This window comes from Acidobacteriota bacterium, from assembly GCA_040752675.1.
GTDB lineage: Bacteria > Acidobacteriota > Polarisedimenticolia > JBFMGF01 > JBFMGF01 > JBFMGF01.
On sequence record JBFMGF010000015.1, the window covers coordinates 13090 to 36966 of the forward strand.

The 23877-nt window shown below is 51.2% G+C and carries 20 protein-coding genes; 5 read left to right on the forward strand and 15 right to left on the reverse strand.

What is annotated here, in order from left to right; all coding sequences use genetic code 11:
• Positions 1 to 51 precede the first annotated feature (51 nt).
• The 5 genes from AB1756_01875 to acs form a co-directional block, all read right to left on the reverse strand.
• Positions 52 to 2331, reverse strand: a complete 2280-nt coding sequence (locus AB1756_01875; protein MEW5806089.1) for an alkaline phosphatase family protein — start codon at positions 2329 to 2331, stop codon at positions 52 to 54.
• Positions 2241 to 3530 carry an alkaline phosphatase family protein gene (locus AB1756_01880; protein ID MEW5806090.1) on the reverse strand — a complete coding sequence of 430 codons (1290 nt, stop codon included), beginning with the start codon at positions 3528 to 3530 and terminating at the stop codon, positions 2241 to 2243. Before AB1756_01880 ends, AB1756_01875 begins: the two co-directional genes overlap by 91 nt.
• Before the next feature lie 112 nt (positions 3531 to 3642).
• Positions 3643 to 4878: a GTP-binding protein gene (locus tag AB1756_01885; GenBank protein MEW5806091.1), complete on the reverse strand. Its 1236-nt coding sequence runs from the start codon at positions 4876 to 4878 to the stop codon at positions 3643 to 3645.
• 8 nt (positions 4879 to 4886) lie between these two features.
• Complete coding sequence (cysD, locus tag AB1756_01890; GenBank protein ID MEW5806092.1) at positions 4887 to 5687, reverse strand: sulfate adenylyltransferase subunit CysD; 801 nt, start codon at positions 5685 to 5687, stop codon at positions 4887 to 4889.
• Positions 5688 to 5856: 169 nt separating this feature from the next.
• The gene (gene acs / locus AB1756_01895) at positions 5857 to 7986 is read right to left on the reverse strand and encodes an acetate--CoA ligase alpha subunit (GenBank protein MEW5806093.1); all 2130 of its coding nucleotides are present in this window, start codon (positions 7984 to 7986) and stop codon (positions 5857 to 5859) included.
• 257 nt (positions 7987 to 8243) lie between these two features.
• Between acs and AB1756_01900 the strand changes: the two genes are divergently transcribed.
• The 3 genes from AB1756_01900 (at position 8244) to AB1756_01910 (ending at position 9883) form a co-directional block, all read left to right on the forward strand.
• A complete protein-coding gene (locus tag AB1756_01900) occupies positions 8244 to 8552 on the forward strand; it encodes a Smr/MutS family protein (protein MEW5806094.1) in 309 nt (102 codons plus the stop codon).
• Between the two features lie 5 nt (positions 8553 to 8557).
• A complete protein-coding gene (locus AB1756_01905; GenBank protein MEW5806095.1) occupies positions 8558 to 8683 on the forward strand; it encodes a hypothetical protein in 126 nt (41 codons plus the stop codon).
• Positions 8684 to 8758: 75 nt separating this feature from the next.
• Positions 8759 to 9883, forward strand: coding sequence for a site-2 protease family protein (locus AB1756_01910; GenBank protein ID MEW5806096.1), 1125 nt, complete (start codon positions 8759 to 8761; stop codon positions 9881 to 9883).
• Between the two features lie 71 nt (positions 9884 to 9954).
• Here the strand turns inward: AB1756_01910 and AB1756_01915 are convergent, their stop codons facing one another.
• Positions 9955 to 10203, reverse strand: coding sequence for a 4Fe-4S binding protein (locus AB1756_01915; protein MEW5806097.1), 249 nt, complete (start codon positions 10201 to 10203; stop codon positions 9955 to 9957).
• A 50-nt stretch (positions 10204 to 10253) separates the two neighbouring features.
• Positions 10254 to 11435, reverse strand: a complete 1182-nt coding sequence (locus AB1756_01920) for a hypothetical protein (protein ID MEW5806098.1) — start codon at positions 11433 to 11435, stop codon at positions 10254 to 10256.
• A gap of 129 nt (positions 11436 to 11564) precedes the next feature.
• Between AB1756_01920 and AB1756_01925 the strand changes: the two genes are divergently transcribed.
• A complete protein-coding gene (locus AB1756_01925; GenBank protein ID MEW5806099.1) occupies positions 11565 to 12296 on the forward strand; it encodes a DUF72 domain-containing protein in 732 nt (243 codons plus the stop codon).
• A gap of 127 nt (positions 12297 to 12423) precedes the next feature.
• A complete protein-coding gene (locus tag AB1756_01930) occupies positions 12424 to 12957 on the forward strand; it encodes a hypothetical protein (GenBank protein ID MEW5806100.1) in 534 nt (177 codons plus the stop codon).
• 17 nt (positions 12958 to 12974) lie between these two features.
• Here the strand turns inward: AB1756_01930 and AB1756_01935 are convergent, their stop codons facing one another.
• From AB1756_01935 to gdhA, 8 genes are all read right to left on the reverse strand, one after another.
• The gene (locus AB1756_01935; protein MEW5806101.1) at positions 12975 to 14633 is read right to left on the reverse strand and encodes an FMN-binding glutamate synthase family protein; all 1659 of its coding nucleotides are present in this window, start codon (positions 14631 to 14633) and stop codon (positions 12975 to 12977) included.
• An 18-nt stretch (positions 14634 to 14651) separates the two neighbouring features.
• Positions 14652 to 15329 carry a 2Fe-2S iron-sulfur cluster-binding protein gene (locus AB1756_01940; GenBank protein MEW5806102.1) on the reverse strand — a complete coding sequence of 226 codons (678 nt, stop codon included), beginning with the start codon at positions 15327 to 15329 and terminating at the stop codon, positions 14652 to 14654.
• Positions 15330 to 15353: 24 nt separating this feature from the next.
• Positions 15354 to 17204 (reverse strand): NADH-quinone oxidoreductase subunit NuoF, encoded by a 1851-nt coding sequence (gene nuoF / locus AB1756_01945; protein MEW5806103.1) that lies wholly within the window; start codon positions 17202 to 17204, stop codon positions 15354 to 15356.
• Positions 17205 to 17226: 22 nt separating this feature from the next.
• Positions 17227 to 18075: an NAD(P)H-dependent oxidoreductase subunit E gene (locus AB1756_01950; protein MEW5806104.1), complete on the reverse strand. Its 849-nt coding sequence runs from the start codon at positions 18073 to 18075 to the stop codon at positions 17227 to 17229.
• A 54-nt stretch (positions 18076 to 18129) separates the two neighbouring features.
• A complete protein-coding gene (locus AB1756_01955; GenBank protein MEW5806105.1) occupies positions 18130 to 18432 on the reverse strand; it encodes a hypothetical protein in 303 nt (100 codons plus the stop codon).
• Positions 18433 to 18709: 277 nt separating this feature from the next.
• Positions 18710 to 20059, reverse strand: coding sequence for a sigma-54 dependent transcriptional regulator (locus AB1756_01960; GenBank protein ID MEW5806106.1), 1350 nt, complete (start codon positions 20057 to 20059; stop codon positions 18710 to 18712).
• Entirely contained in the window at positions 20043 to 21803 is a 1761-nt protein-coding gene (locus AB1756_01965) for an ATP-binding protein (protein ID MEW5806107.1), read from the reverse strand. The genes AB1756_01960 and AB1756_01965 overlap by 17 nt, the downstream gene beginning before the upstream one ends.
• 73 nt (positions 21804 to 21876) lie before the next feature.
• A complete protein-coding gene (gdhA, locus tag AB1756_01970) occupies positions 21877 to 23238 on the reverse strand; it encodes an NADP-specific glutamate dehydrogenase (protein ID MEW5806108.1) in 1362 nt (453 codons plus the stop codon).
• Positions 23239 to 23877 lie beyond the last annotated feature (639 nt).

The window sequence follows — 23877 nt, forward strand, 5'->3', positions numbered from 1 at the left end:
TCATATCTCTTTTCTTCCATCATCTTTTCTTCTTTTTTTCCGGCTTCCTCTCTAATTTTCCCTTTTTCTCCGCTTCCCGCTTTCCTTCCCTACCTTCTTTCCCTCTGATTCCTTCGCGTCTGAAGGAGCTATCTGCAAACCTTGCATATCGATGAGCGGACGGCCGTCCATGTGTACGGGGATCGGCAGCCCGAAAAGTTCGAGCGCGGTTGGAGCGATATCCATGATGGAGGGATTCGCACTCTTTATCCTCTTGTTACAGAAGAAGACCCCTGGAACGATCCTTGGATCAATGCAGTGGTCGCCGCTCCAGGCCTTATCATTGTCTTCTATGACAGTGTCGTTAACCTTTCCCTTCACGGAATCCCATGAAGCTCTGTACCCGTCGCCGTAGCCGATGATCAGATCGGGAGCGTTTTCCCTGTATGGACCGGAGTAAAGAGCATCGCGATCGAAGAGCTGATTGATCGCCACCGCGCCTCCTTCGGAATCCTTGAGTCCGCTCAGTTTCTGAATGAGATCTCTTTTGAGAGCAGCCGTTTCTTCTCCGGGATGGACGATGCCTTTCGCCTCCCTCCCTTTCTTATTGATGTAGAGGCCGCCCAGTCCAAGAGCGTAAGCTTTCGTCCTTTCCCAGTCAACATCCTTGAACCACTCTCCACTTTCCCTCTTTCCATCTTTCAGAGAAAGGTAGCCACTGCGGTATAGCCAGGAGTTCAGGTTGACTCCCCTTCGGAAGGACTTGAATCCATGATCGGACATGATGATGAGCACGCTCCTGTCATCGAGTCTGTCCATGACCTTCCCCACCATCTCGTCCATCTTCTGATAGAGCTCCTCGATGACTCTGCCACTCATTCTGCTCTGAGTCTTCCTGAGGGCGGGATGTCTCTCGTCGAGATAGCGGAAGAACATGTGCTGGATGCTGTCCGTCGTCTCGAATACACAGGTTATAAGCCCCTTCTTAATCTTGTCGAGCGCGTTGAAGAGCATCTCCTCCCATTCCTTGTGGTTGGAGTAGGTCAGGTCAAGGAAGGCCTCCTCGCTCAAAACTCCTTCGTTCAGAGCCCAGGTATCGTTGGCTTCCCCGAGTGTGATGAAGCTCCCGAGCAGCTTGGAGAGATAGACGGAATAATAGAAAGGATGGGAGATGGGAAGCGCTGGCTTCCCGGGATCGATGTTAAGGGGCGTCAGGTACATCTCGAAGCAGGGCTCTATCCGCGAGACGAAGAAGCGGCAAATCGAGCTAACCTTGATTCCAAGCCCGGGACGGAACGTGATTCTGATCCAGTCAGAGAAGAGATTCTTTTTCACCCTGAACTTCTGGCCCGATACTTCTATGATGGCTTCTTCTTTTTCTTTATCCAGGGTTATCTTCAGAGGAAGACGTATCTCCGCAGCATCTTTGAGCATCGTGTTCTCCGGCCCCGATATGTACGTCTCAATCGTATTCCCGTTTACCGTGACCGGAATGTTGAGTCCACCCTCTTTCTCTTTTAGACGTTCCTGATCTGACGTGTAGAAGGAGAACGTCCCCTGGCTCCCCTTCAAATCCGGGGCGCACATCCCTGAGAGAAGATGCCCCTTAAATTTTTCAGGCGGGAATGTTATCGGCACACGCAGGATCGTGGAATGGATTCCCCTGTCGCCGAGAATTTTCCAGAATGGTATGCTCTTGCGCATCCCTCTGATCTCCGGCTTCGAGAGCGGGATGCTGTATTTCCCCAGGGAAAGAACCCTTTTAGGTTTTCCGATGCGTGCCGACGATAGGTCCGGAAGGTAGGTTCTCGGATCGCGGCTCAGGAAATCGAAGATGTTGTGCTTGGAGGGGTTGGAGCCGGTCATAAAGGATGACCATGCAACTGGAGAGATGGCCGGCGTCGTCGTCTGGAGCCGTGCATAGGAACCGTTCTCTTTCAACTTCAAGAGGTTCGGGAGCTTCCCCTGCGTCATGTACTTCTCTGCAAGCGAAGGCTCCATCCCATCGAGACCGATGATGACAAGTCTGTTAATACTGCTCTTTCCAAAAACCCTCCTTCCTCTAAGCAGCCGAAAGATAAACCGGAAGGGCCACGCGAGAAGGGATAAGATGGCAAGGAGGAAGACCAGGAAGATTATGAAAAAAGAGGTGAGGAAGGCGAAGCCTGCCCCCGGCCCGATATAGGCTTGCGCGGGAAGTGAAATGAAAAGGAACAGCCCTGCGATGAGAGTGAATTTTTTAAAGCGTCTTGGCGGCAATATTAGAAACTCTCCATGATGATGTTCGCCAGATTCGATATGGAAAGATCCTTTCCATGATCCCGCCTCGCCCAGAAGAAGGCATCGTCCCATGTATGCATCCCCTGCAGGTCAGTCCGGATGAAGATCTCCTTTTTCCGGATGGCTCCCTTCATGTCGAAACCGTTTTCGCCAAGGGCGATGAGATCGGGACCCTTTGTAACGAGCGGGCCGGAGTATATTTCTTCGGCGTCGAAGACCTTCCTGATGACTTTCTTCCCGCTGAATCCAAGCTCTGCAACACCCATAGCGATCTCTTGCTTGAGATATTTTACATCCGCTTTATCGACCGTCCCTTTCGGGAACTTTCCCTTCAGGTTAAGATAGATTCTATTGGGATCGAGGGCGAAGACCTTGCTCTCGGAAGAGATCTCCGAGAGCTTTTCAGCGGAAGGCGAGCTGAACTTCAGGAAGCCGTTCTGCTCCAGCCAGGTGTTGAGATAGACTTCCTGTTCGATCCCGGTGAACCCGTGGTCGGACAGTAGATAGAGCCTCTCTTCTTCGCCGGTCAGTTTCTGGAACGAGGTCACGATCTCATCAATCAGTTGATCGACCCTGTGATAATAATCGAGGAAGTTCTTATGATAAGGATGGCTCTCATCCTCGTACGCGCTCCAGAGATAATGGTGGAGCCTGTCCGTTCCAGTGAGTACGAATTCAAAATAGTCCCACTCCTGTTCCCAGAAGTACTGGAACGCTTTCTGACTGCCGATCAACGTTTTATCCAGCTCTCTCCAGAGAAACTCGTGATCCAGCCTTGCCTTTGAGGTATCGATGTCTATCTGATAACCCATCCTGTCGAGAGCCGCTTTGTGGCTGAGCGGAAAGATTGCCTTGTTGGGATCGATGGCAACGAAGCCGGAGACGAGAGCGCCGTTGATCTTTCGGGCGGGATATGTCGAAGGCTGGTTGATGATGATGCACCTCTTACCCTTCTGTCCCAGAAAGTCCCAAAAGGTCTCCTTCTTCAAGCTCAGAAAATTGGGAAAACGAAGGTCGTAGGACCTGTCCCACAGGTCTGTGAAGCCGAAAATTCCGTGCGTGCCAGGATTGCTCCCCGTCATGAAGTCAGTCCAGCTCACCGAGGAGATCTCGGGAAGACTCGCCTTCATTTTGTGGAGATGGCCGGAGGCGATGAGCCTCATCATGGCTGGCATGATCCGTTTCTGCGCAAGATCCAGCAAGAGTCCGTGCGGAACGCCGTCCAGCCCTATGACACAGACTCGATTTTTCCTGCTTCCATTACCGCCCATTTTCTCCCATATTCACAGATCAGACATCCGGCTTGAAATTATCCTGGACAGGATGCCCTGGATATTAACCATGATTGGTCATGCATTTTGCACGGCATCATCAGCAAGAGTATCAGACGTTATCAGTGTGGGTGATGATTCCGCCAGCAACCACGTCAAGATCACGAACCAAGACAAAACGCCCCAGCTCCTGAATGTTATTGAAGTTCTCAACGACGATTGGATCCTTCGAGCTGATCAGCATCTGCGCCACTTCCGTCTCCATAACGGAATCGGGATTATCTGAGATGGTCTCGAGCGTCGATGAATCTATCTTCTTCTCTACTTCAATTGTGATAGGAACTTCCTGGGTCGCCACGCGAAAGTGAAGATTCTCGCCGACTATAAAGGGACGTTTGGACATCCAGAAGACATTGGCCCTGATCCTGTTCGTTATGACAGGCCTGTTGTCCATCGAGCAGGAAACAGCGCCTCTCTCGATGAAGAGCTGATCGCACAGCGTGATGCCGATGCTCTCTCCAGCCTCTGCCTCCGTCCGATCCTTCCAGAGCATCTCGATTGAGTTGACCTTGGTCTTCGTCTCCTGCGGAAGGAAGACTATCTCATCACCTTTGCGGATCTTTCCCGCTTCAATCCTCCCGACGAGGATTCTTTTGTCTCTTACTTTATAGACATCCTGGATCGGGAACCGGAGGGGCTTCTCTACCGCCGCCTCCTTTACTTTGAAAGTGTCGAGCGCTTCCAGAACGGTCGGACCCTGGTACCAGGACATCCTGCCGGACTTAAGGGCCACGTTGTCTCCATCCCTCGCCGAGATCGGGATTATGTAGGTCGGGGAAATACCGATGGAGGAAAGGAAGACAAGCAGGTCCTTCTTTACCTCGTTGAACCGCCCCTCTGCATAGCCAACCAGATCCATCTTGTTGATGACGACGATTACCTGTTCGAGACCGAGCATGCTGAGGATATACGCATGCCTCTTTGTCTGTTCCCGGACCCCCTCGTTCGCATCGACGATGAGGATGGCGGCTTCCGCCTGCGAAGCACCGGTTATCATGTTCTTGATAAACTCTTTGTGGCCGGGGGCATCGATGATAACGTAGCGTCTCTTCGGCGTCTTGAAGAAGGTCTGCGCAGTATCGATGGTGATTCCCTGAGAGCGTTCTTCTTCGAGGTGATCCATGACGAAGCCGAACTCCATGTCCCTCCCGAGTTCTTCGCATATCTTCCGGACTTCCTCTATCTTCTCCTTCGGGAGGCAGCCTGTATCGTAGAAGAGCCTCCCGATCAACGTTGATTTACCATGATCGACGTGGCCGACGATGACGAACTTAAGATGTTCTTCCACCTCTCACCTCACATGTACCCAAGGCTTCTCAACTTCTGCATGATGTAAGCCGATTCTTTATCCTGTGACCTTCCGGAACGTTCTGCCATCGTGGTTGTTCTCAACTCTTCAACGATTTTATCGATCGTGTCGGCATCAGAAGATACCGGATTACAGCAGGTCTCGCAACCGATCGAGCGGAATCTCTTCCCGTTCTTGGCGAAGTAGAGATTCACGATCGGTATCCCTTCGCGCTTAACGTATTCCCAGATGTCGAGCTCCGTCCAGTGAAGCATCGGATGAACACGGATATGGTCTTCATCGGACTGTTTGGACTTGTACTGGTCCCACAGCTCCGGCGGTTGATTCTTGTAATCCCACTTGAACTCCTGGTCGCGCGGTGAGAAGACCCGCTCCTTCGCGCGTATCCCGTGCTCGTCCCGTCTGATACCGAGGAGAAGCGCTCTGAACTTATGCTTGGCGATCGCCATCTTGAGAGCTTCAGTCTTCAGGGCGGTGCAGCAGTCTAGCTTGCTCTTGTCCGGACCCATCCCTTCGGCGAGGGCTCTATCGTTCTTTGCAATGAGCAGTCTCAACCCCCATTCCCTGGCTCTGTCATCTCTGAACTCATAGATCTCCTTGAATTTATAGCCCGTATCGATGTGCATGACTGGAAAAGGGATCTGGTCGTAGAAGGCTTTTCTCACGAGCCATAGAAGCGTCGTGGAATCCTTCCCGATCGACCATAGCATCGCAATGTTCCGGAATTGCTTGTAGGCTTCCCTGATAATGTAGATGCTCTTGCTTTCCAGTTCATCCAGATAATTCATGCTGATCTCTTCTAATATGATGGCATTTCCAGCTTCATGAGATTTTCCTGTTTTTAGAACATCATATTTTACACACTATTAAAGCCAATCGCCACATCCTGGTGCCTATTCAAGATGCATCTGCCTCTGTCTCTAAAAAATATATTGCGATATCAAACTCTGGAGAAGATCATTCTTCGATTGTGATGCGTGCGTCGACGACGCGGGCTCCCTTTCCTTCCTCATAGACGATGAGGGGGTTGATATCGAGCTCCCGGATATCGCTGAAGTCGATGGAAAGCTGGGAGAGCCTCTGGATGCATTCCGCAATGGCGGCAATATCCGACGGCTTTTCGCCGCGGAAACCCTTAAGAATCTTGTATCCACGGATCTCTTCAACCATCCTTCTGGAGCCGAGTTCCCTGATGGGAGCGAGCCGGAATGTGACGTCCTTCAGCACCTCTACATAGACGCCACCAAGACCGAACATGATGAGCGGACCGAAATGCGGGTCGCGGTTCATGCCGATGATGGTTTCCTTTCCGCCCAGAGCAAATTCCTGAACGAAGATCCCCCAGATGTTGGCGTCAGGCTTGTGTCTCTTCACGTTGGAGATGATTTCATCATACGCTTCCTTCAGGCTCTCTTCATTCTTTATCCCCACCTTCACACCTCCGAAGTCGAACTTATGGATGATGTCGGGGGAGACGATCTTCAAGACGACGGGATAGCCAAGTTCTTTTGCAGCATCCACGCATTCCCGGACCGATCTTACTAATCTGGATTTCAAAACTGGAAAACCATAGGCCTTAAGGATAGCGTGAGATTCCGGTTCTGGAAGGAAGGTCCTCTTCTCACCCTTTGCTTTTGCTATAATCCCCTCAACGGTCTTCTGATCGATGTCCCGGAAGATTTTCACCTCCGTCCTCTGTCGGTGCAACCAGTGGGCATATCGGGACATGGCAGCCATGGCCCTCGCGGCTGCTTCCGGGAAGAGGTAGTGCGGGATCCTGGAATTGTCAAAGATCTTAACCGTTTCCGAGATGTCCTCCGTCGCCATGAAGCATGCGAGAACTGGTTTGTCGTACTTCGCCGTCGTCTCGGAGATCGTCGTGGCAACCGCCTTGAGGTTGGTCATCATCTGGGGCGTGGAAATAACGATGAGCCCGTCCACATTGCTATCCGCTAGAACCGTTTCCAGGGCAAGTTTGTACCGTTCGTGGTCGGCGTCTCCTATGACATCGACCGGATTCTTTACATTGGCGGTCGGGGGGAGCCCCTCTCTCAGCTTCTTCGTTGTCACCTCTCCGAAGTTGGCAAGCTTGAGCCCATGACGGATGCTTGCATCTGTCGCCATGATACCGGGACCACCCGCATTAGTGACGATGGCAATCCTTTCCCCCTTGGGAAGCGGCTGATTTGCCAGCGCCTTTGCGTAGTCGAAGATATCCTCCAGCGTCTCCACCCTCAGGACACCGCACTGGAAGAAGAAGGAATCATATGCCTCATCCGAGGAGGCCAGGGCTCCTGTGTGGGAGGATGCCGCCTTCGCCCCTTCAACAGTGCGACCCGATTTGATGGCAAGTATCGGTTTTGCTTTCTTCCCTTCCCCTGTGATGTTCCTGGCGAGATAGACGAACATCCTCGGATCGGCCAGATCTTCCACGTAGAGCAGGATGACATCTGTCAGTGGATCGTTGGCAAGAGATGCCAAAAGATCATTCTCTGTAACATCGGCCTTGTTGCCGACGGAGACGAACTTCGATAGACCGATGTTTTCCAGATGAGCGTACTCCAGGGCCGCGACGCCGAGTGCTCCCGACTGTGATATGAAGGCGATGTTCCCCTGCTTGGGCATCCCCCTCGCAAAAGTAGCGTTCAGCTTCACATCGGGGTCCGTGTTGATAACGCCAAGGCAGTTGGGACCGACCACGGCGATGCCGTATTTATTCGCGATCTCCTTGACCTTCTTCTCAAGCTCGAATCCCTTCTCGCCGATCTCCTTAAACCCTGCCGTGATTATAACGGCTCCCCTGACTCCTTTCTCGCCGCATTCCTCGAGGACCAGGGGCGTGGCCTGGCTGGGTGTGATTATGATGGCGAGATCCACCTCGCCTGGAATGTCCCACACGGCATGGTAAGCCCGTACACCCAGGACTCCTCTTGCCTTGGGGTTTACAGGATAGACGATGCCGGTGTACCCGGATAGCAGGATGTTGGAAAAGATGGCTCTTCCAACACTTCCCTCGCGGGAGGAAGCGCCGATCACCGCCACCGACCCGGGGGAAAAGATAGCCTGTAGATCACCTTTTTTATTCATGATGGATACCTCGCATTATTATTTTTATCAAATGGTCGTCAAAAGCCCTGCTCCGGTGAATTTCTGCTCTGCAATTTCCTGGTCAAAGTTTCGAAGGTTTCAAACTTCCTTATAATATTATAATTTCTGAAATTAAAGACAGATAATAAAATTCCTTTCATATTGATTTTCTCATCTCTTTATGTGAAATTATTTGCAAAGTTTTTGGTACAAGGTTGTGAAGTGTAAGCAGTTAATAACAACAAAGAGATGGCCATATGGAAGATCAGGAACCTGTTGAGCTTCCAATTGAAGGAGAGTTGGATCTCCACACATTTCAGCCCGAGGAAGTGAAGGAGTTAATTCACGACTATCTGGAGGCTTGCCGGGAGCGGGGGATCCTGCAGGTTCGCATCATCCACGGGAAAGGGACCGGAACCTTGCTTCAAACAGTTCATTCCATCCTCGAACGGATGCGCGGAGTCGTCTCCTTCCGGCTGGCCGGACTCGAAGAGGGAAGCTGGGGAGCCACGCTCGTAGAACTGGATCCTCTCGGAGAAACCCATTCTAAGAAAGACGAGAGATAAGCACCATGACGTTAAGAGTCGTGTGGAAACTCGTTGCGGAGACGCTCGCGGAGTGGAATTGGGAAAGGGTTATCTCTGATGACGATGGAAAGTGGATCGCCGATAGAAGAACCCTTGATTTCTTCAGATAGCCTATCTGGAAATTCAGAGAGATGGTGAGATAGAATTTTACATCAACAGCAGAATAAGGTGCCTTTTCGTGGTAGATGATGTTTAAGAATTCCTTCTATATCGGAAAAATTGCGGGGATCCCCATCAGGATACACATAAGCTGGCTCATCGTCTTCGTTCTTTTCACATGGCACCTCGCCGGGAATTATTTCCCGCAGAACTATCCTGGCTGGGACAATACTCGATATCTCTGGACAGGAGTCATAACAAGCTTGCTCTTCTTCGTTTCCGTCCTAATTCATGAACTTGCCCATTCCATCGTGGCAACGAAACAGGAACTGCCGGTTCGCGACATTGTTCTCTTTATATTCGGCGGGGTCTCCGAGCTCACCGATGAGCCAAAATCTGCTGGCAACGAATTCCTGATGGCTCTCGTGGGACCCCTGTCCAGCTTCTTGCTTGCCATCCTGTTCGGCATTCTATGGCTCATCATGAGAGAATTAAGCGAACCGGTGAGCGCCATCGGGGGGTTCCTCGCCTCCATCAATCTCATGCTTGCCATCTTCAACATGATCCCTGGTTTCCCGCTGGACGGCGGCCGCGTCTTCCGCGCCATCCTATGGGGGATCAAAGGGAACCTGGTGAAAGCTACGCGCTGGGCATCTGCTATGGGTCAGGGGTTCGCCATGCTTCTCATCTTTCTGGGGATCTGGCAGCTCTTCAAGGGAAACTGGGTCAACGGCATGTGGTTCTCCTTCATCGGGTGGTTCTTGGACAACGCCGCCCTGTCAAGCTACAGACAGGTCACGGCTCAACAAACGCTGATCGGCCACATCGTGAGAGAAGCGATGACCCGCGATTGTCCTCAACTCTCCCCTGACATGACCATCGAGAGAGTCGTGGAAGAATACATCCTCGGACTGGGAAAAAGATGTCTCCCGGTAGTACAGGATAAGAGGCTTCTCGGGTTAGTTACAATTCACAGCATCAAGAAGATTCCAAAGGAACAATGGTCTCATGCGCAAGTTCACAATGCGATGATCCCACTGGAGAAGATCAGGAGTGTGAAACCGGATGAAAGCCTTCTGAAAGTCCTCCATGCCATGACTGAGGATGGGGTCAACCAGCTCGCCGTCATTGATGGAGAAGAATTTGTCGGACTCCTGGCGCGTGACAATGTCGTCAGCTTCATCCGAAACCGCCTCGACCTTGGACTGTAACACGCCGCCAAAAGGGGCTGGAAAAGATTGAAACCAATTAGTGTGATCGAGGATTCATTGCCGGGTATTTATCAGCAGCAACCGCATCCTTTTTCTCTGATCTTGAGGATGTCCTCCCTGACGATGGCATAGAGGCATGCCGTTCCCTTCGTAACCGCAATGGCATTGAAAGGACAGTTGAGCTGGCAGGCACCGCATTCGATGCATCGATCAAGACTGGCCAGATACGCTTTGTGGCTGTTCATCTCGATGACACGGTGCGGACAGACGAAAGTGCAGATCTCGCAACCTGTGCATTTGTCCTGATTGACGAAAATCATGTTTTAATCACCTTCATATTATAGCAGAACTCTTCCCGCAATAATTATATTCAAAAGAGGATGGCGGCAGGCACCAGAAGAACATAGAGCACGACAATGACCGGAAGGAAGCGCCCAATCTCTTTTCTGACATTTGAATAGTTGCTGACAGCGCTGTTTCCGGTGTAGCTCAATCCCACGAACATGGAAGTCGCAACGAGGAATAGCACCAGAGGTATCAAAGATTGCGGAGACATGACTGATGACTGACGCGAAAACCATAGAAAAGAAACGAGAGAAGGGGAGGAAGGCTCTCCCATCCCGTTTGCAAAACTAACCATGGCTGCCAGCAGGGAGCTGAAGATTCCCAGGTAAATCCCTTTGACGGCAAACTGTCTCCCCGGAATATAGGGAAAGAAGATTGGATACAGGAAAGCAATAGCCGTCGCCATCCAGATGATAAGAGGTTTGACGAATCCGAGCAGAACGACATAGACCCCGAGAAAATAGAGGAGGAATTGAACGGCCGTCGGAAGCGCGGTGAAGGCGCTTGACTGGATTCCGAAGTGCACACAGTCATGAATCCGATCTTCGATCTCCCCTTCATCCAGATAGCCGGGAACATCTTTTGCGTAGAGCGGTCCGATGATGGGCTGGATCCCGGCTTTCTTGAGCTCGGCCAGATTAACTCCTGAGAGGGAAAACTTGGGAAGGATCATGTTGATCTTCTCCCTTTCCGCCATTTTTCCCTCATCTTTCAGAAGACCGGCACGACCAGCTTTATCGATGATCTCGGATGCGGAAAACCTTCCCTTCCCTGCCGAGCACCAGACATTGATGCCATCGGTATCCACGACCAAGAGCCTGACCCTCCTGGGCCTCACCCTGCGAACCAGAAGGAAAACACTCAGGAAATTGTTGCACGTCACGAGAAGCGGGAGGCTTTCCATCGTTTCTTTTTCCCGGTATTGAGTTCTGCTCGTGAGATGAGCATCTCTCTTTTGGGATGCCCCTGTCCTCGAATTAAGCCCAGTCTCGTACAATCCGGGCTTCACCGCAAAGACTCTCATGAAGAGGAAGATCCATGAGATGAATGCCTTAACATGGTCTTTGAGTCCAAGATCAAGGGGAAGGGGCTCGAGTGGCAGAAGGGCTTCAAGTTGATAACCTCTGTACTTCCTTTTTCGCAGGTAGATCCAGATTGTCAGGAGAAGAAAATAGATGATCAGAGCGATGCAATAAGAGAGTTTCATAACAATGCGATATTATTTCCCATGCAACCATCTATCCAGATTTTGATTGCGCTTCTGACTATTTATACTAACACAATCAATTGAAATATTGGATGCTTGTGAGTAAAATCATAAGCCGGATAAGTTCCTATGGAAAGAGGATCGGTTGCCAGAAGGATCAAAATTGGGTGCTGCGGCTTTCCCGTTGCTCGCTCGACTTACTTCAAGAAATTCAATGTCGTCGAGATCCAGCATACCTTTTATCATATCCCTCCCCTGGAACTTGCTCCTAAGTGGAAATCGGAAGCACCTCCAGAGTTTGAATTTACCATGAAAGCCTGGCAATTGATTACCCATGAATCTACAAGTCCCACTTACAAGAAGCTGAAGCGTCCTATCAATGAAAACAGGAAGGAATACTACGGCTTCTTCAAGCCCACCGACGCCGTCTTTGAAGCCTGGGAGGAGACGCAGGCATTCGGCTTAAACCTGGGGGCGAGAATCATCCTCTTCCAAACGCCTCCAGGTTTCTCACCGTCCCGCGAGAACATGGTAAACATATTCAAATTCTTCAAGACGGTCAAGCGGGATGGGATGATATTTATGTGGGAACCAAGAGGAGGGTGGGAGGATAAGGATATCGAAAAGATCTGCAAGGAGCTTGATCTCATCGACGTCGTCGATCCCTTCAAGAGGCTGCCTGTCTGGGGTCAGTTCAACTACTTCCGACTTCATGGCGTCACAGGATATCGCTACCAGTACTCGGAAAGAGATCTCAAGAAATTATTGGACCTCTGTCAGAAAAAGACTGAATCCTACATCTTCTTCAACAACATGACCATGCTGGAAGATTCCCAGAAGTTCATCTCCCTGCTGCGCTGATTCCCGGAAATGCTGTTTTTGTATGGTGAAGTGCAGGTATTGTGGAACAGAACAATTCGTCTTTACGAGATCGGTGCCATTTTGCTGTCGATGCCTCAGGGAAAGATTTTCTGAATGCAGGCAAACCATGCAGGAGATTCACGCATCCTCCCGGCGAGGCTTCTATCTACCCGAAAGAGTACCGCGCAGCCAAGGGGGAGTACTCTGCCATTTCTGCGTGAACGAATGTCAGATGAGCCCCGGCGAATCGGGGTTCTGCGGGCTGAGGGAGAACAGGAACGGCAAGATCTTTCACATCGGTGGGACTCCGCAAAAGGGGATACTCGACTGGTATTATGATCCTCTTCCGACCAACTGTGTTGCAGACCGGGTCTGCCCCGGTGGCTCCGATGCTGGTTATCCAGAATACTCTTATTCAGAGGGTCCCGAATTCGGATTCAAGAATCTCGCCCTCTTTTACAGAGCCTGCACTTTTGATTGTCTCTTCTGCCAGAACTGGCATTTCAGGGAAAAGGACAGATGGGCAGAGATACGAGAAAGGAGACAGGAAAAAATAGGAGAAAGATACACGACGGCAGAAGATCTGAAAGCCACTTCGAAGACGCAAAAGAGGAAGGGCTCGATCGAGTCCGCCTCGCCAAACCTCCATCTTCTGTCATAAAGAAAAAGGGAAAGAAGTCAGCGTCTCCGCTTGGGAACGTCTTTCTTCACGGCTTTCAGTGCGCCGCTCTTCAGGGCGGCCCTTTTGCCGTTCTTCATTCTGAGGATCTGGTCCACTTCCTTCCTGTCGGAATCCATTACGTAAGGGATACCGCTGATCCTGGCCGCTTCCGGCGTAAGGGCTGCGATGTCATCTCTTGTGATGTACTTCATGGCGAACTTGCGGCTTCCGCACATGAGCTGACGCAGACCCTGAGCCAACCTCTCGTAGTAAGTGTAAAGTCCGAGGGCACCAGCCGGGATCTTCTCGAACTCTTCATTGCCAAGTTCCAGGCGGAGGTGATTCGCCGTCACGAAGATTTCATCTTTGGTATTGCCGAAGCGCTCAATGTAAACGGGGAGCTGGTTGTTGTTGATGGCAATGCCGATTGTCTTTCCAACCATGGCAGCTGCGATCGGCGCGCGGGCCATGCCGACCAGCTTCGCGTAGGGAGCGCCGAGAGCGATGGCTTTGAAGATCTGGTCTTCGAAGGTAAACCCACCCGCAAAGGCGATCGCCGGAACATATCCACCCTTATCGGCGATCTGCTTTGCATATTGATAGGTAAGGGTGTGGAGTTCGACCGGTGGGACGCCCCACTCGTTCATCATCCTCCAGGGGCTCATCCCGGTGCCTCCCCCGGCGCCGTCGACGGTGAGCAGGTCAATCTTGTACCTGGAAGAGAAGGCAATGGCACGGGCCATATCGGCGGGACGGTAGGCGCCGGTCTTCAGGAAGACGTGCTTGGCTCCCGCTTTGCGCAATTCTTCCACTCTCTTTGCGAACGATTCTTCGGTCACCATGCCAATCCGGGAATGTCTCTCGAACTCTTTGAAGGCGCCACGCTGGAACGCCTCGATCACGTGCGGGTCGGTCGGGTCGGGAAGGACGATGTAGCCACGCTCGTAGAGGATCTGAGCTTTCTTCAGATCGTTGATCTTAACCTCGCCGCCGATATCCTTCGCCCCCTGACCCCATTTCAATTCGACGATCTGAACACCAAGTTTCTCGATGGCATACTCCTGAACACCCAGCCTAGTATCTTCGACATTCGCCTGGACGATGATGGCGCCGTAACCGTCGCGCATGAAATCGGTGTAGAGCTTGACCCTTCGTTTCAGGTCCACGGTATCGACGACTCTTCCATTCTTGATGGTCGCCTGGGGGTCCATCCCCACGACATTCTCGCCGATCGTCAATCCTGTCCCGGATAGAGCGGAACCGATGGCCAACCCTTCCCAGTTATTCTTGGCGATATTGGTGGAACCGATGCCGGGAATGATCCACGGCAGGCGGAACTTGACCCCGTTGTCATGCCCGAAGTGGACTTCCAGGTTGACAGCCGGAAAGACAGCGCGGTCTGGGTCGGGGGCGACGCCGTAAGCCCCCACCGCTGTCCCCATGATGTTGAAATGGGAGTAATCGACCGGATAGACCTTTTCGGCAGCGGTCGTGATGACTCCGAACGGCTGCGGATAGATGACTTCATGGCCCCGATAGGCAGATTTACCGATCTCGCACATGCCGATGCAGCCATCGACACATGTCACGCACATCCCGGAAATGGGGGTGATCGACTCTTCCGTTCGGTTCTTGGTGAGAGTTGCGGCTGATGAATTTATTCTCGATAGTGACATGGTGTTTAGCTCCTTTCTCTAATCTTTCTTGATTTCACAGGCAACGCACGGTGCCATGTAACACATCATATCGTCGAACTGCGGCTTGTTGACGCATGGCGGGCTCAGGTTGGCACAGCCGCCGCAGATGGCCCTTTCAGGGTCTGTGAAAGTGCACCGGAGCTGACAGGCCGGGCAGACGTACATGCATCCGCCGCATAGGCGGCAGACTTCTGATTTTGCATCGAAGGGTGTCCCGAGACTCCTCTGCTCCCCTCTTCCACGGAACCCGATGGCTCCTGCCATCATCTGCTCTCTGCACATGCGGATACACAGCCCGCAGAGGATGCAATCTTCGTGTTCCTGCCGGAATCGTTGTTGCCGCACTTCATGCGCCGAGGCGAGATCCTGAATAATCTTCGACTGCGGGCAGGAGGCAAGCAGAAGCTCCAGTACCATCTTTCGCGCTTTGAGGACTCGCGAAGAGGCCGTCCTGACCTTGAGTCCTTCCTCCACAGGATAAGTACAGGAAGATACCATCCTTGCCCTTGGTCCTTCTCCAATCTCGACGACGCAGAGCCGGCAGGCTCCGTAAGGGGTCAGCCCATCCATATAGCAGAGCGTCGGGATGGGAAACCCCAGGAACTTCGCCGCTTCGAGGACCGTCGTCCCTTCCTCGACGGTAACAGGCAATCCATTTATTGTCAGCTTTATCATTATTGCTTCCTTTCCTCAATCTCATTAACCTGTCTCCACGGCGTCGAACTTGCAAACGCTGAAGCAGGCACCACACTTGATACATTTGGCAACGTCGATGATGTGGAGTTTCTGTTTATCACCGGTGATCGCCCCTTCCGGACAGGCTCTTAGGCAGACCATGCAACCGTTGCAGTTCTCATTGATGAAGTAGGTGATGAGCTCCTTGCAGACACCAGCAGGGCATCGATGGTTCTTGATATGTTCCTCGTATTCGTCGCGGAAGTAGCGAATGGTGGAGAGGACCGGGTTTGGTGCCGTCTGTCCGAGACCGCACATGGTTGTATCTTTCACGACATTCGCCAATTCCTCGAGAAGCTCCAGTTGTTCGACCGTTCCCTTCCCCGCCGTGATGTCGTCCAGGATCTCCCACATCCGCTGCGTTCCCTTTCGGCAGGTGAAGCACTTGCCGCAGGATTCATCCTTCAGAAAGTTCATGAAGTACCTGGCAACATCCACCATGCAGGTGTTCTCGTCCATGACGATCATCCCGCCCGACCCCATGATGGACCCGGCTTCCGTCAGGCTATCGTAATCGATGGGAAGATCGAAACGGTTTGAGGGGATACAGCCTCCTGAAGGACCCCCGGTCTGCACCGCTTTGATTTTTCTCCTGCCGACCGGGCCGCCGCCGATATCATCGATGATCTCACCGATGGTGATTCCCATCGGGACTTCCACAAGACCAGTATTTTTGATCTTGCCTACAAGACTGAAGATCTTCGTACCGGAATTTTCTTTCGTCCCGACTTTGGCAAACTCCTTTGCTCCCATCTGGATGATGATGGGAATGTTCGCCCAGGTCTCCACGTTGTTGATGACGGTCGGTCGCCCGTTGAGGCCTCGCTGAACTGGATAGGGAGGACGCTGACGCGGTTCGCCCAGCTTACCCTCGACCGATCTGATCAGAGCGGTTTCTTCGCCGCAAACGAAGGCGCCGGCTCCCCTTACCATCTTGATGTCGAATGAAAAGCCGGTGCCGAGAATATTCTCGCCGAGCAATCCGAGTTCATGCGCCTGGCGCAAGGCAATCGTCAGATGCTTGATCGCCAGAGGATACTCATTCCGGACGTAGACGACCCCCTCCGATGCACCTGTGGCATAGGCACCAATCATCATCCCCTCCATGATGCTGTGGGGATTCCCTTCGAGGACGCTGCGGTCCATGTAGGCACCAGGATCTCCCTCATCGGCATTACAGATGAGATACCTGCCATGACCGTTCGCCTGCTTTGCCAGCATCTCCCACTTCAACCCCGTGGGGAAGCCTGCACCGCCTCGGCCGCGCAGCCCCGAAGCCTTTACCTCTTCAATGACCCATTCCGGGTTTTTCTTCTCCACCACTTTGGCGAAGGCAAGATAGCCGCCGTTCTCGATGTAGTTCAGGATGCGGATCGGGTCAAGCTTCTCGTTGCGGGCGATGATCGTGCGGACCTGTTTCTTGAAGAAAGGCATATCATCCTGCTTCTCAATCTTCTTTCCCGTCTTCAGGTCAACATAGAGCAAATCCTCCAGAACATCGCCCCTCACAACGGCTTCGATGATGCGCACCATGTTCTTCATGTCGACTTTGGGATAGAAGATCCTTCCCGGCTCCACGAGGACGGAAGGCTCCATCTCGCAAAAACCATGGCAGCCGGTGATCCGGAGATGAACGATCTCGGTGAGCCCCTTTGCCAGCAGTTCTTTCTTAGCTACACGGATAATGTCATTGGCGCCGCTCGCCTGTCCGCAAGTTCCAGCATTGATGATGATGGTTGGAATGGTGGAAGCTTTACTGGAAACGATGCGGTTCTGCAGTTCCTTCAAATCGTTGATAGTATTTAGTCTCAACATGACCGTCCCTTCTTTCTGTTCCTCAGACACTTTCTACTTTCAGATCCAGCATGTGCCCCTTGCAGCCGCGTCTCGAACAGATCTGGACTAGTCCTCCACCTCGAACGAGCATCGGCACCATGGGCGCACTACAGTCCGGGCATTTCATCGTCGTAGCCAGTTCAGCATGACAGTGAGGACAGAAGAAATTGACGACCGTGTCTACGGGAACATCGTGCTCTGATTCGATGTTATAGCTCCCGTATAGGGAGGAGAGTCGAAGCCACCCGTGCTGGAGGCCGAAAGCGGTGGTCAGATGGATGCACGGCTGGCCATCAATGAGATGATCCGGATTCATCAGGCTGTGGTTGCATCTCGGACAGCTGACCTCGACCGGAAAAATTCTTTGATCTCCCTTCACTTCCCTCCTGTCGAATCCTGTGCGTGCCTGTTTGAGCATCCCCCTAACCTTTCCGGTGTCCACTTTCGAGAAATAATGACCATCAACTACGACGATCGGCCCGAGGGCGCAGGCTCCCAAGCAGTTCACTGTTTCCAGGGCGAACTCTTTATCGGCCGTCGTGTTGCCGGCCGCGACGCCAAGCTGACGCTCGAACTCACTAGCGATGATCGGAGCCTGGCGGACATGGCAGGCGGTTCCCATACAGACGCAAACCAGATGCTTTCCCCGAGGCTTCAAACTGAATGATCTGTAGAAAGTCACGACTCCGTAAATATCGATCAGGGGGCGCTCCATCTTCTCCGCCACGATCTTCAACGCCTCCTGAGGAAGGTACCCATATTTTGCCTGGATCTCTTCCAGGATAGAGATAAGTCCACCCCAGCCGCTATAATATTTGTCTACAATCTTTTCGATTATTTCTGGAATCATAATATTTAAAGTCCTCGATTCTTGGAAAGGGTGAACGTTGTATCAAGTAGAGTTTCAACGGTATTCCTCGCAGTGCCAGATGCCTCCCTCAGGCTTGACGAATGTGCAGCTCGAAAAGTTTTCGCAATTGCTGCACAACCCCATCTGCATCTCCAGCTCTTTCCTTGCGCAAATTTCCCTGATCCGCATCTGTTCCAGAGCCGTAAGGGCTCTTTCAGTAGTACCTGCTTCCACTTTCTCCATGGGCTCAAACTGTTCGCAGATGAAGATCAGATTCCCATATTCCTTGAAAAGCTCGCATACCGGCTTGTTCCTGCATATTGGGCATACCTTGCGGATTTTAATTTTTTCAGACATGGTTGTTCTCCTTTTCACAACCCTTTATGGCAATCGACATGCCATCGCATTCTGACTGCAAAAGAAGATTTGTACTTGAATATCCAAACCGGCAAAGCCTGAAGGGTTGTTCAATCAATGTGCTGGAAATAAACGGAATATGAACTTCTAAAGGAACCGTCGAGCAGAGCGACTTCTGAAGAGTGCTTGAAATCGATAAACAGCAATGTCAGGATTTATATGGAGAGATTTGAACCAGTGGTGAGAATGCACCCGATTTTCCGGGCTCTTGAAGATTTCAATTTTTACCGGAGATATTTTTCAGTTTCTCTCTCAACGTTTTTCTATCTATCCCCAGGATCTCTGCCGCTTTCGTCTTGTTTCCATCGACGCTCACCAGGACATTCTGGATGTATTCCGCTTCCACCTCCTGCAATGTCCTTCCCAGACCACTCCCCCGCAGACCCGTGAAACGCATCAGAGTGGGAAGATCGGGAACATCGATGACCTGTTCATCGGTCATCACGACGAGGCGATGGATGACATTCTCAAGCTCGCGGACATTCCCGGGCCAGTGATAATTTTTTAAGACATGCAGGGCCTGATCGGAAAATTGCGGCGCGGCCTTTTCCGATTCTTTCGCATACTTATAGGCAAAATAGTTAGCCAAAAGCAAGATGTCGTTGCCTCTTTCGCGGAGAGGCGGTATCTCTATGGCAATGACATTGAGTCTGAAGAAGAGATCCTCACGAAACGTTCCCTTTTTTACCAGACTCAGGATGTCCTTGTTCGTCGATGCCAGAACTCTGACATCCACCTTGCGCGGATGGCTTGATCCGAGCATGCAGACCTCCCTCTCCTGAAGTACCCTGAGAAGCTTGACCTGCATGGATAGAGAAGTTTCACTGATCTCATCAAGGAAGATAGTTCCCCCTTCTGCCGTTTGAAAGAAACCTGCTCTCGATTCAATGGCTCCCGTAAATGCTCCCTTGACATATCCAAAAAGTTCGCTCTCCAGCAGCTCTTCAGGAATCCCTCCGCAGTTCACCGGAATGAACGGAGCGGAAGCCCTCATGCTGCTGTAATGTATGGCCCTGGCAACAAGCTCTTTTCCTGTTCCGCTCTCTCCTGATATGAGCACCGTCGCATTCGTAGAAGCAGCTCTGGCGATTGCATTGAAGACTTTCTTGATCGGTTCAGATTCGCCCAAGAAACCGTGGAGCGCCCTGGGCATTTTATGCAGCGGGATCCTGCCGGCCCTTCGCATGTGTAGCTTGTCAAGCACCTTGCGGACAGCCGTAAAAAGTTCTTCATCAGTAAAGGGCTTGGCCAGGTAATCCTCCGCTCCCGTTTTAACGGCCTCTACTGCTCCCTCAACGGAAGCGTAGCCTGTGATCATCATTACCTCGGTATCCTTAAAATTTTCCCTGATATGCCTGATGAGATCGAGACCGCTGGCACCCGGCATCTTGTAATCCGTTATGACAAGATCTATCGGCGTAGATTGAAGGATACCGATACATTCCGGCACGCTCAAAGCGGTAAAAACCCGATACCCCTGCGATATCAGATTCCTCTGGAGAACTTCCAGCGTCGTGGGAGCATCGTCCACAACCAGAATGCAATCTTTATCATCGGATCGTTTCATCTCCCTTCACCTCCTGTTCGATCGTAAACTTTTGAATGGGCAACCGGATCGTGAATCTTGTCCCCCGTCCCACATCGCTTTCCACGTTTATTGAACCACCGTGTGAAGTGACGATGCCGTGGACTACTGGAAGCCCCAATCCTGTTCCCCTGTCGATCCCTTTCGTCGTGAAGAAGGGGATGAATATCTGACTCTTGACCTCTTCAGCCATCCCGAGGCCCGTATCCTCAATGACAAGCAAGGCTTGATTTCTGTATATTGATGTCTGAATGATCAGCTTCCCTCCATTCGGCATTGCTTGAATGGCATTGACCACAAGGTTGACGAGGACCTGGGTAATCTGGGCAGGATCAGCGGTGATGTCTGGCATATCCGGCGAAAGAGCGAGGATCAGTTCGATTCCTTCCTTCTCACATCTGGATTCGAAGAAGTAGAGTCCCTCCTCCACAATCCTGTTCAGATTCACCTGAACTTTCTCAGGAGGAGTCTGCCTGGCAAAAAGCATGAGCTTTTTGATAACCTCTCTAGCATGCAGGGAGGCCATGATGATCTTGTCGAGATCATTTTTGGCCGAACCTGGAAGCCCGGAAGATTTCTTTGCAAGCTGGGCAAATCCCAGGATGTTTCCTAACGGTTCGTTCAGTTCATGAGCGATACCTGCAGCGAGTTGCCCGATGGTCGCCAGGCGTTCGGCATGCATGAGCTGATTTTGAAGCTTCTGCTTTTCCTCTTCAACCTGTTTCCTATCGATGATCAACGACACCTCCCTGGCAATTGTATCGATTAGGCTTCTCTCCTCCTTTAAAAACGGCCCTTCATCAAGGGTCGGCCTGTCTTCTCTGTAAGCGACTTCGATGAAGCCTCTTTGCTTCCCGCTCACGAAGATGTCTGCTTTCAAGCTGTGCGGTCCATCGTGAAAATTTTCCGTCATGTAGGAATGTCTATCGATCACGATTCTCCCCTGGGCAATTTCCGGATATAACCATGCTGGAGGAAGAAGCTCCACGATTCCATGGAGAATCTCTTCAAGACCGATGCCCGGCCGCTCAACGAGTTGAGCAATCCCATACAGACACGTCAGCTCCTTGACACGCTCTCGCAGCGCCAGATGGACATGCCGGTAGTTCAATGCCACCCCAACGGTCTGCGCGATCCCCTCGTAGAACTTTATTTCTTCTTCCGTAAAACGGTTCTCCTTGTCGCTCTTCAATTGAATGAGCCCGATGATTTCCTTGTTCAGAATAATGGGAATGACCGCCAGCGACCGGCAACCTTTCCCTAATTCTCCAGCGGATGTTCTCTGGCTACTCGCATCATCAATATCTCTTGAGGCAAGCAAGAACTCGTTTTCAATATTCCCCGTCCAGAAACTCCCCTCACTAGTAAAAGACCTATCTGAGGAGTCGATGCGACCCTCGAGAACCGCCTCCTGCAATTGAGCCAGTTTTGAATCCCTCCGAAAACATGCGAATTTTCCATTATCTTTCCTTGGCTCGATGATCAACGTCTCAAGGTTGAAAACTTGCTCGGAGTCCTGTCTGGCTTCACACCGGAAACATTTGTTATTCTCTCTGATCCAGATCTCAACGCTATCGGCACCGGAAAAATCGGTCATGGTTCTGGCTACTTCACTCAGGAAATCGACCCTCAAGATCCCCCGATCTGCCAGCTCCAAAATGCGATGGGAGAGCTTTCTAAAAAGATTGATATCGCCACCTGGCATGTTCGTGGATTCCATGTTCATGATTTCACAAATAAAATTTTAGCATTAAAAAGAGGCTACTCAAGCTTTAGCTTGCAAAAAGAAAAATGCTGCCTTATACGAGCCCCTGGTCGATCATGGCGTTGGCGACCTTCAGGAAGCCACCGATATTGGCGCCATTTACATAGTTGCCAGGTGTTCCATACTTTTCGGCCACATCCACGCAGGTCTTGTGGATGCTTTTCATGATCTGATGGAGGCGATTGTCTACTTCTTCACGGGTCCACTGCAGTCTCATGCTATTCTGAGACATTTCTAGACCGGATGTGGCCACACCGCCAGCGTTGGCTGCTTTCCCGGGGCCATACAGGATCTTTGCTTCCAGGAATACATTCACACCTTCAATCGTCGTGGGCATATTGGCACCTTCGGAGACGACGTAGATGCCGTTCTTGATGAGGTTCTGGGCATCCTTGCCGTTAATCTCATTCTGCGTGGCGCTCGGGAAAGCGCAGTGTGCCTTGTTGTTCCATAGCGGGTTGTATTCGAGCTTGGGATTGACAGGCGTGTACACGGCACTCTTGAATTTGTCCGCATATTCTTTGATCCTGCCGCGCCGGATGTTCTTCAGTTCCATGACGAATTCCAGTTTATTGGCGTCGATTCCATCTTCATCGTAGATGTACCCGTGGGAGTCAGATAAGGTCACGGCCTTTCCTCCGAGTTGGTTGACCTTCTCAACCGTATATTGAGCTACATTTCCGCTTCCGGAGACCAAGCAGATCTTTCCTTCCAAAGTCTGATTTCTTGCGGCCAGCATTTCTGCAGCAAAATAGACGGCGCCATAGCCGGTCGCCTCGGGACGGATCAGTGAGCCACCCCAGTTCAGCCCCTTGCCGGTAAAGACACCCGTGAACTCGTTTCTGAGCTTCTTATACTGCCCGAAGAGATAGCCGATCTCTCTCCCGCCCACACCTATATCGCCGGCGGGGACATCCGTGTCCGGTCCGATATGGCGAAACAGTTCGTTCATGAAGCTCTGGCAGAACCGCATCACCTCACCGTCGCTTTTCCCTTTGGGGTCAAAATCCGAGCCACCCTTTCCGCCGCCCATGGGGAGCGTTGTAAGGCTGTTCTTAAAGACCTGTTCGAAAGCCAGGAACTTCAAGATGCTCAAGTTGACCGAGGGATGGAAACGGAGACCTCCCTTGTAAGGTCCGATGGCACTGCTCATCTCGATACGGTATCCCCGATTCACATGGATCTCACCATTATCATCCATCCAGGGAACCCGGAACATGATGACCCGTTCTGGCTCTATGATCCTCTCCATAATCTTATGACGACGGTACTCCGGGTGCCTCTCGATGACGAGGGCAAGAGATTCCACTACTTCCTGCACCGCCTGCAAGAATTCTGGTTCGTTGGGATTTTTGGCTCTCACTTGAGCCATCAGTTCTTTGGCGTAATTTGACATAGTTATCTCCTTACATTGGGGTTAGATTAAATTAATCCAATATACGCTTGACTTTTCTTTGGCCTTATCAGCAAAAAGATTTGTTATAATGAGTTGCGAATTGCTTTACATCATGGTAACTGGTATCTTGCATGTTCATTGCAGACTTTTCATCTTCAGAGCGATTTGATATCCAAGCATCCTCTATCCGCGAAAATGAGGATAAAAAGTTAGAGAAAAATATCACAAATATATGATTCTCGCAATAGCTGAGCAAAGAAGTCTTTGCAAAAAGCCTTTGGGGAATTTTTCACCACTTTCATTAAAAAGCGGGGAGATTCTCAATGGAAAATGCGTTCAAAGAAAGATTCTCATGGCTCTTGGGAAAGTATTTCCCCGATGCAGAATTACCCATCGCCTTTTATTATTCTGATGAAAACCTGCATCCGGACGGGCCCACCGGAAAAATACAGGAGTAAAATGAATTTTTCAACAATAGCTTCTGAGCTCCGCCAATCGAATTTATCAAGATATTTTGGTTCCTCTCCAAAAAGTGATCATAGATTTACAGGCAGATCAGCACAGCAATGATAAATAGCTGTGATAAAGAACTCAGGCTTTCTAAATCCAAACGAGCGATGACTGACCAATTTAATCTTG

Coding starts and splice junctions, on each gene's coding strand:
- AB1756_01875 (MEW5806089.1), bottom strand. CDS start 2,331: ATGGGACGATGCCTTCTTCTGGGCGAGGCGGGATCATGGAAAGGATCT.
- AB1756_01880 (MEW5806090.1), bottom strand. CDS start 3,530: ATGGGCGGTAATGGAAGCAGGAAAAATCGAGTCTGTGTCATAGGGCTG.
- cysD (MEW5806092.1), bottom strand. CDS start 5,687: ATGAATTATCTGGATGAACTGGAAAGCAAGAGCATCTACATTATCAGG.
- acs (MEW5806093.1), bottom strand. CDS start 7,986: ATGAATAAAAAAGGTGATCTACAGGCTATCTTTTCCCCCGGGTCGGTG.
- AB1756_01900 (MEW5806094.1), top strand. CDS start 8,244: ATGGAAGATCAGGAACCTGTTGAGCTTCCAATTGAAGGAGAGTTGGAT.
- AB1756_01905 (MEW5806095.1), top strand. CDS start 8,558: ATGACGTTAAGAGTCGTGTGGAAACTCGTTGCGGAGACGCTCGCGGAG.
- AB1756_01910 (MEW5806096.1), top strand. CDS start 8,759: ATGATGTTTAAGAATTCCTTCTATATCGGAAAAATTGCGGGGATCCCC.
- AB1756_01915 (MEW5806097.1), bottom strand. CDS start 10,203: ATGATTTTCGTCAATCAGGACAAATGCACAGGTTGCGAGATCTGCACT.
- AB1756_01920 (MEW5806098.1), bottom strand. CDS start 11,435: ATGAAACTCTCTTATTGCATCGCTCTGATCATCTATTTTCTTCTCCTG.
- AB1756_01925 (MEW5806099.1), top strand. CDS start 11,565: ATGGAAAGAGGATCGGTTGCCAGAAGGATCAAAATTGGGTGCTGCGGC.
- AB1756_01930 (MEW5806100.1), top strand. CDS start 12,424: ATGCAGGAGATTCACGCATCCTCCCGGCGAGGCTTCTATCTACCCGAA.
- AB1756_01935 (MEW5806101.1), bottom strand. CDS start 14,633: ATGTCACTATCGAGAATAAATTCATCAGCCGCAACTCTCACCAAGAAC.
- AB1756_01940 (MEW5806102.1), bottom strand. CDS start 15,329: ATGATAAAGCTGACAATAAATGGATTGCCTGTTACCGTCGAGGAAGGG.
- nuoF (MEW5806103.1), bottom strand. CDS start 17,204: ATGTTGAGACTAAATACTATCAACGATTTGAAGGAACTGCAGAACCGC.
- AB1756_01950 (MEW5806104.1), bottom strand. CDS start 18,075: ATGATTCCAGAAATAATCGAAAAGATTGTAGACAAATATTATAGCGGC.
- AB1756_01955 (MEW5806105.1), bottom strand. CDS start 18,432: ATGTCTGAAAAAATTAAAATCCGCAAGGTATGCCCAATATGCAGGAAC.
- AB1756_01960 (MEW5806106.1), bottom strand. CDS start 20,059: ATGAAACGATCCGATGATAAAGATTGCATTCTGGTTGTGGACGATGCT.
- AB1756_01965 (MEW5806107.1), bottom strand. CDS start 21,803: ATGAACATGGAATCCACGAACATGCCAGGTGGCGATATCAATCTTTTT.
- gdhA (MEW5806108.1), bottom strand. CDS start 23,238: ATGTCAAATTACGCCAAAGAACTGATGGCTCAAGTGAGAGCCAAAAAT.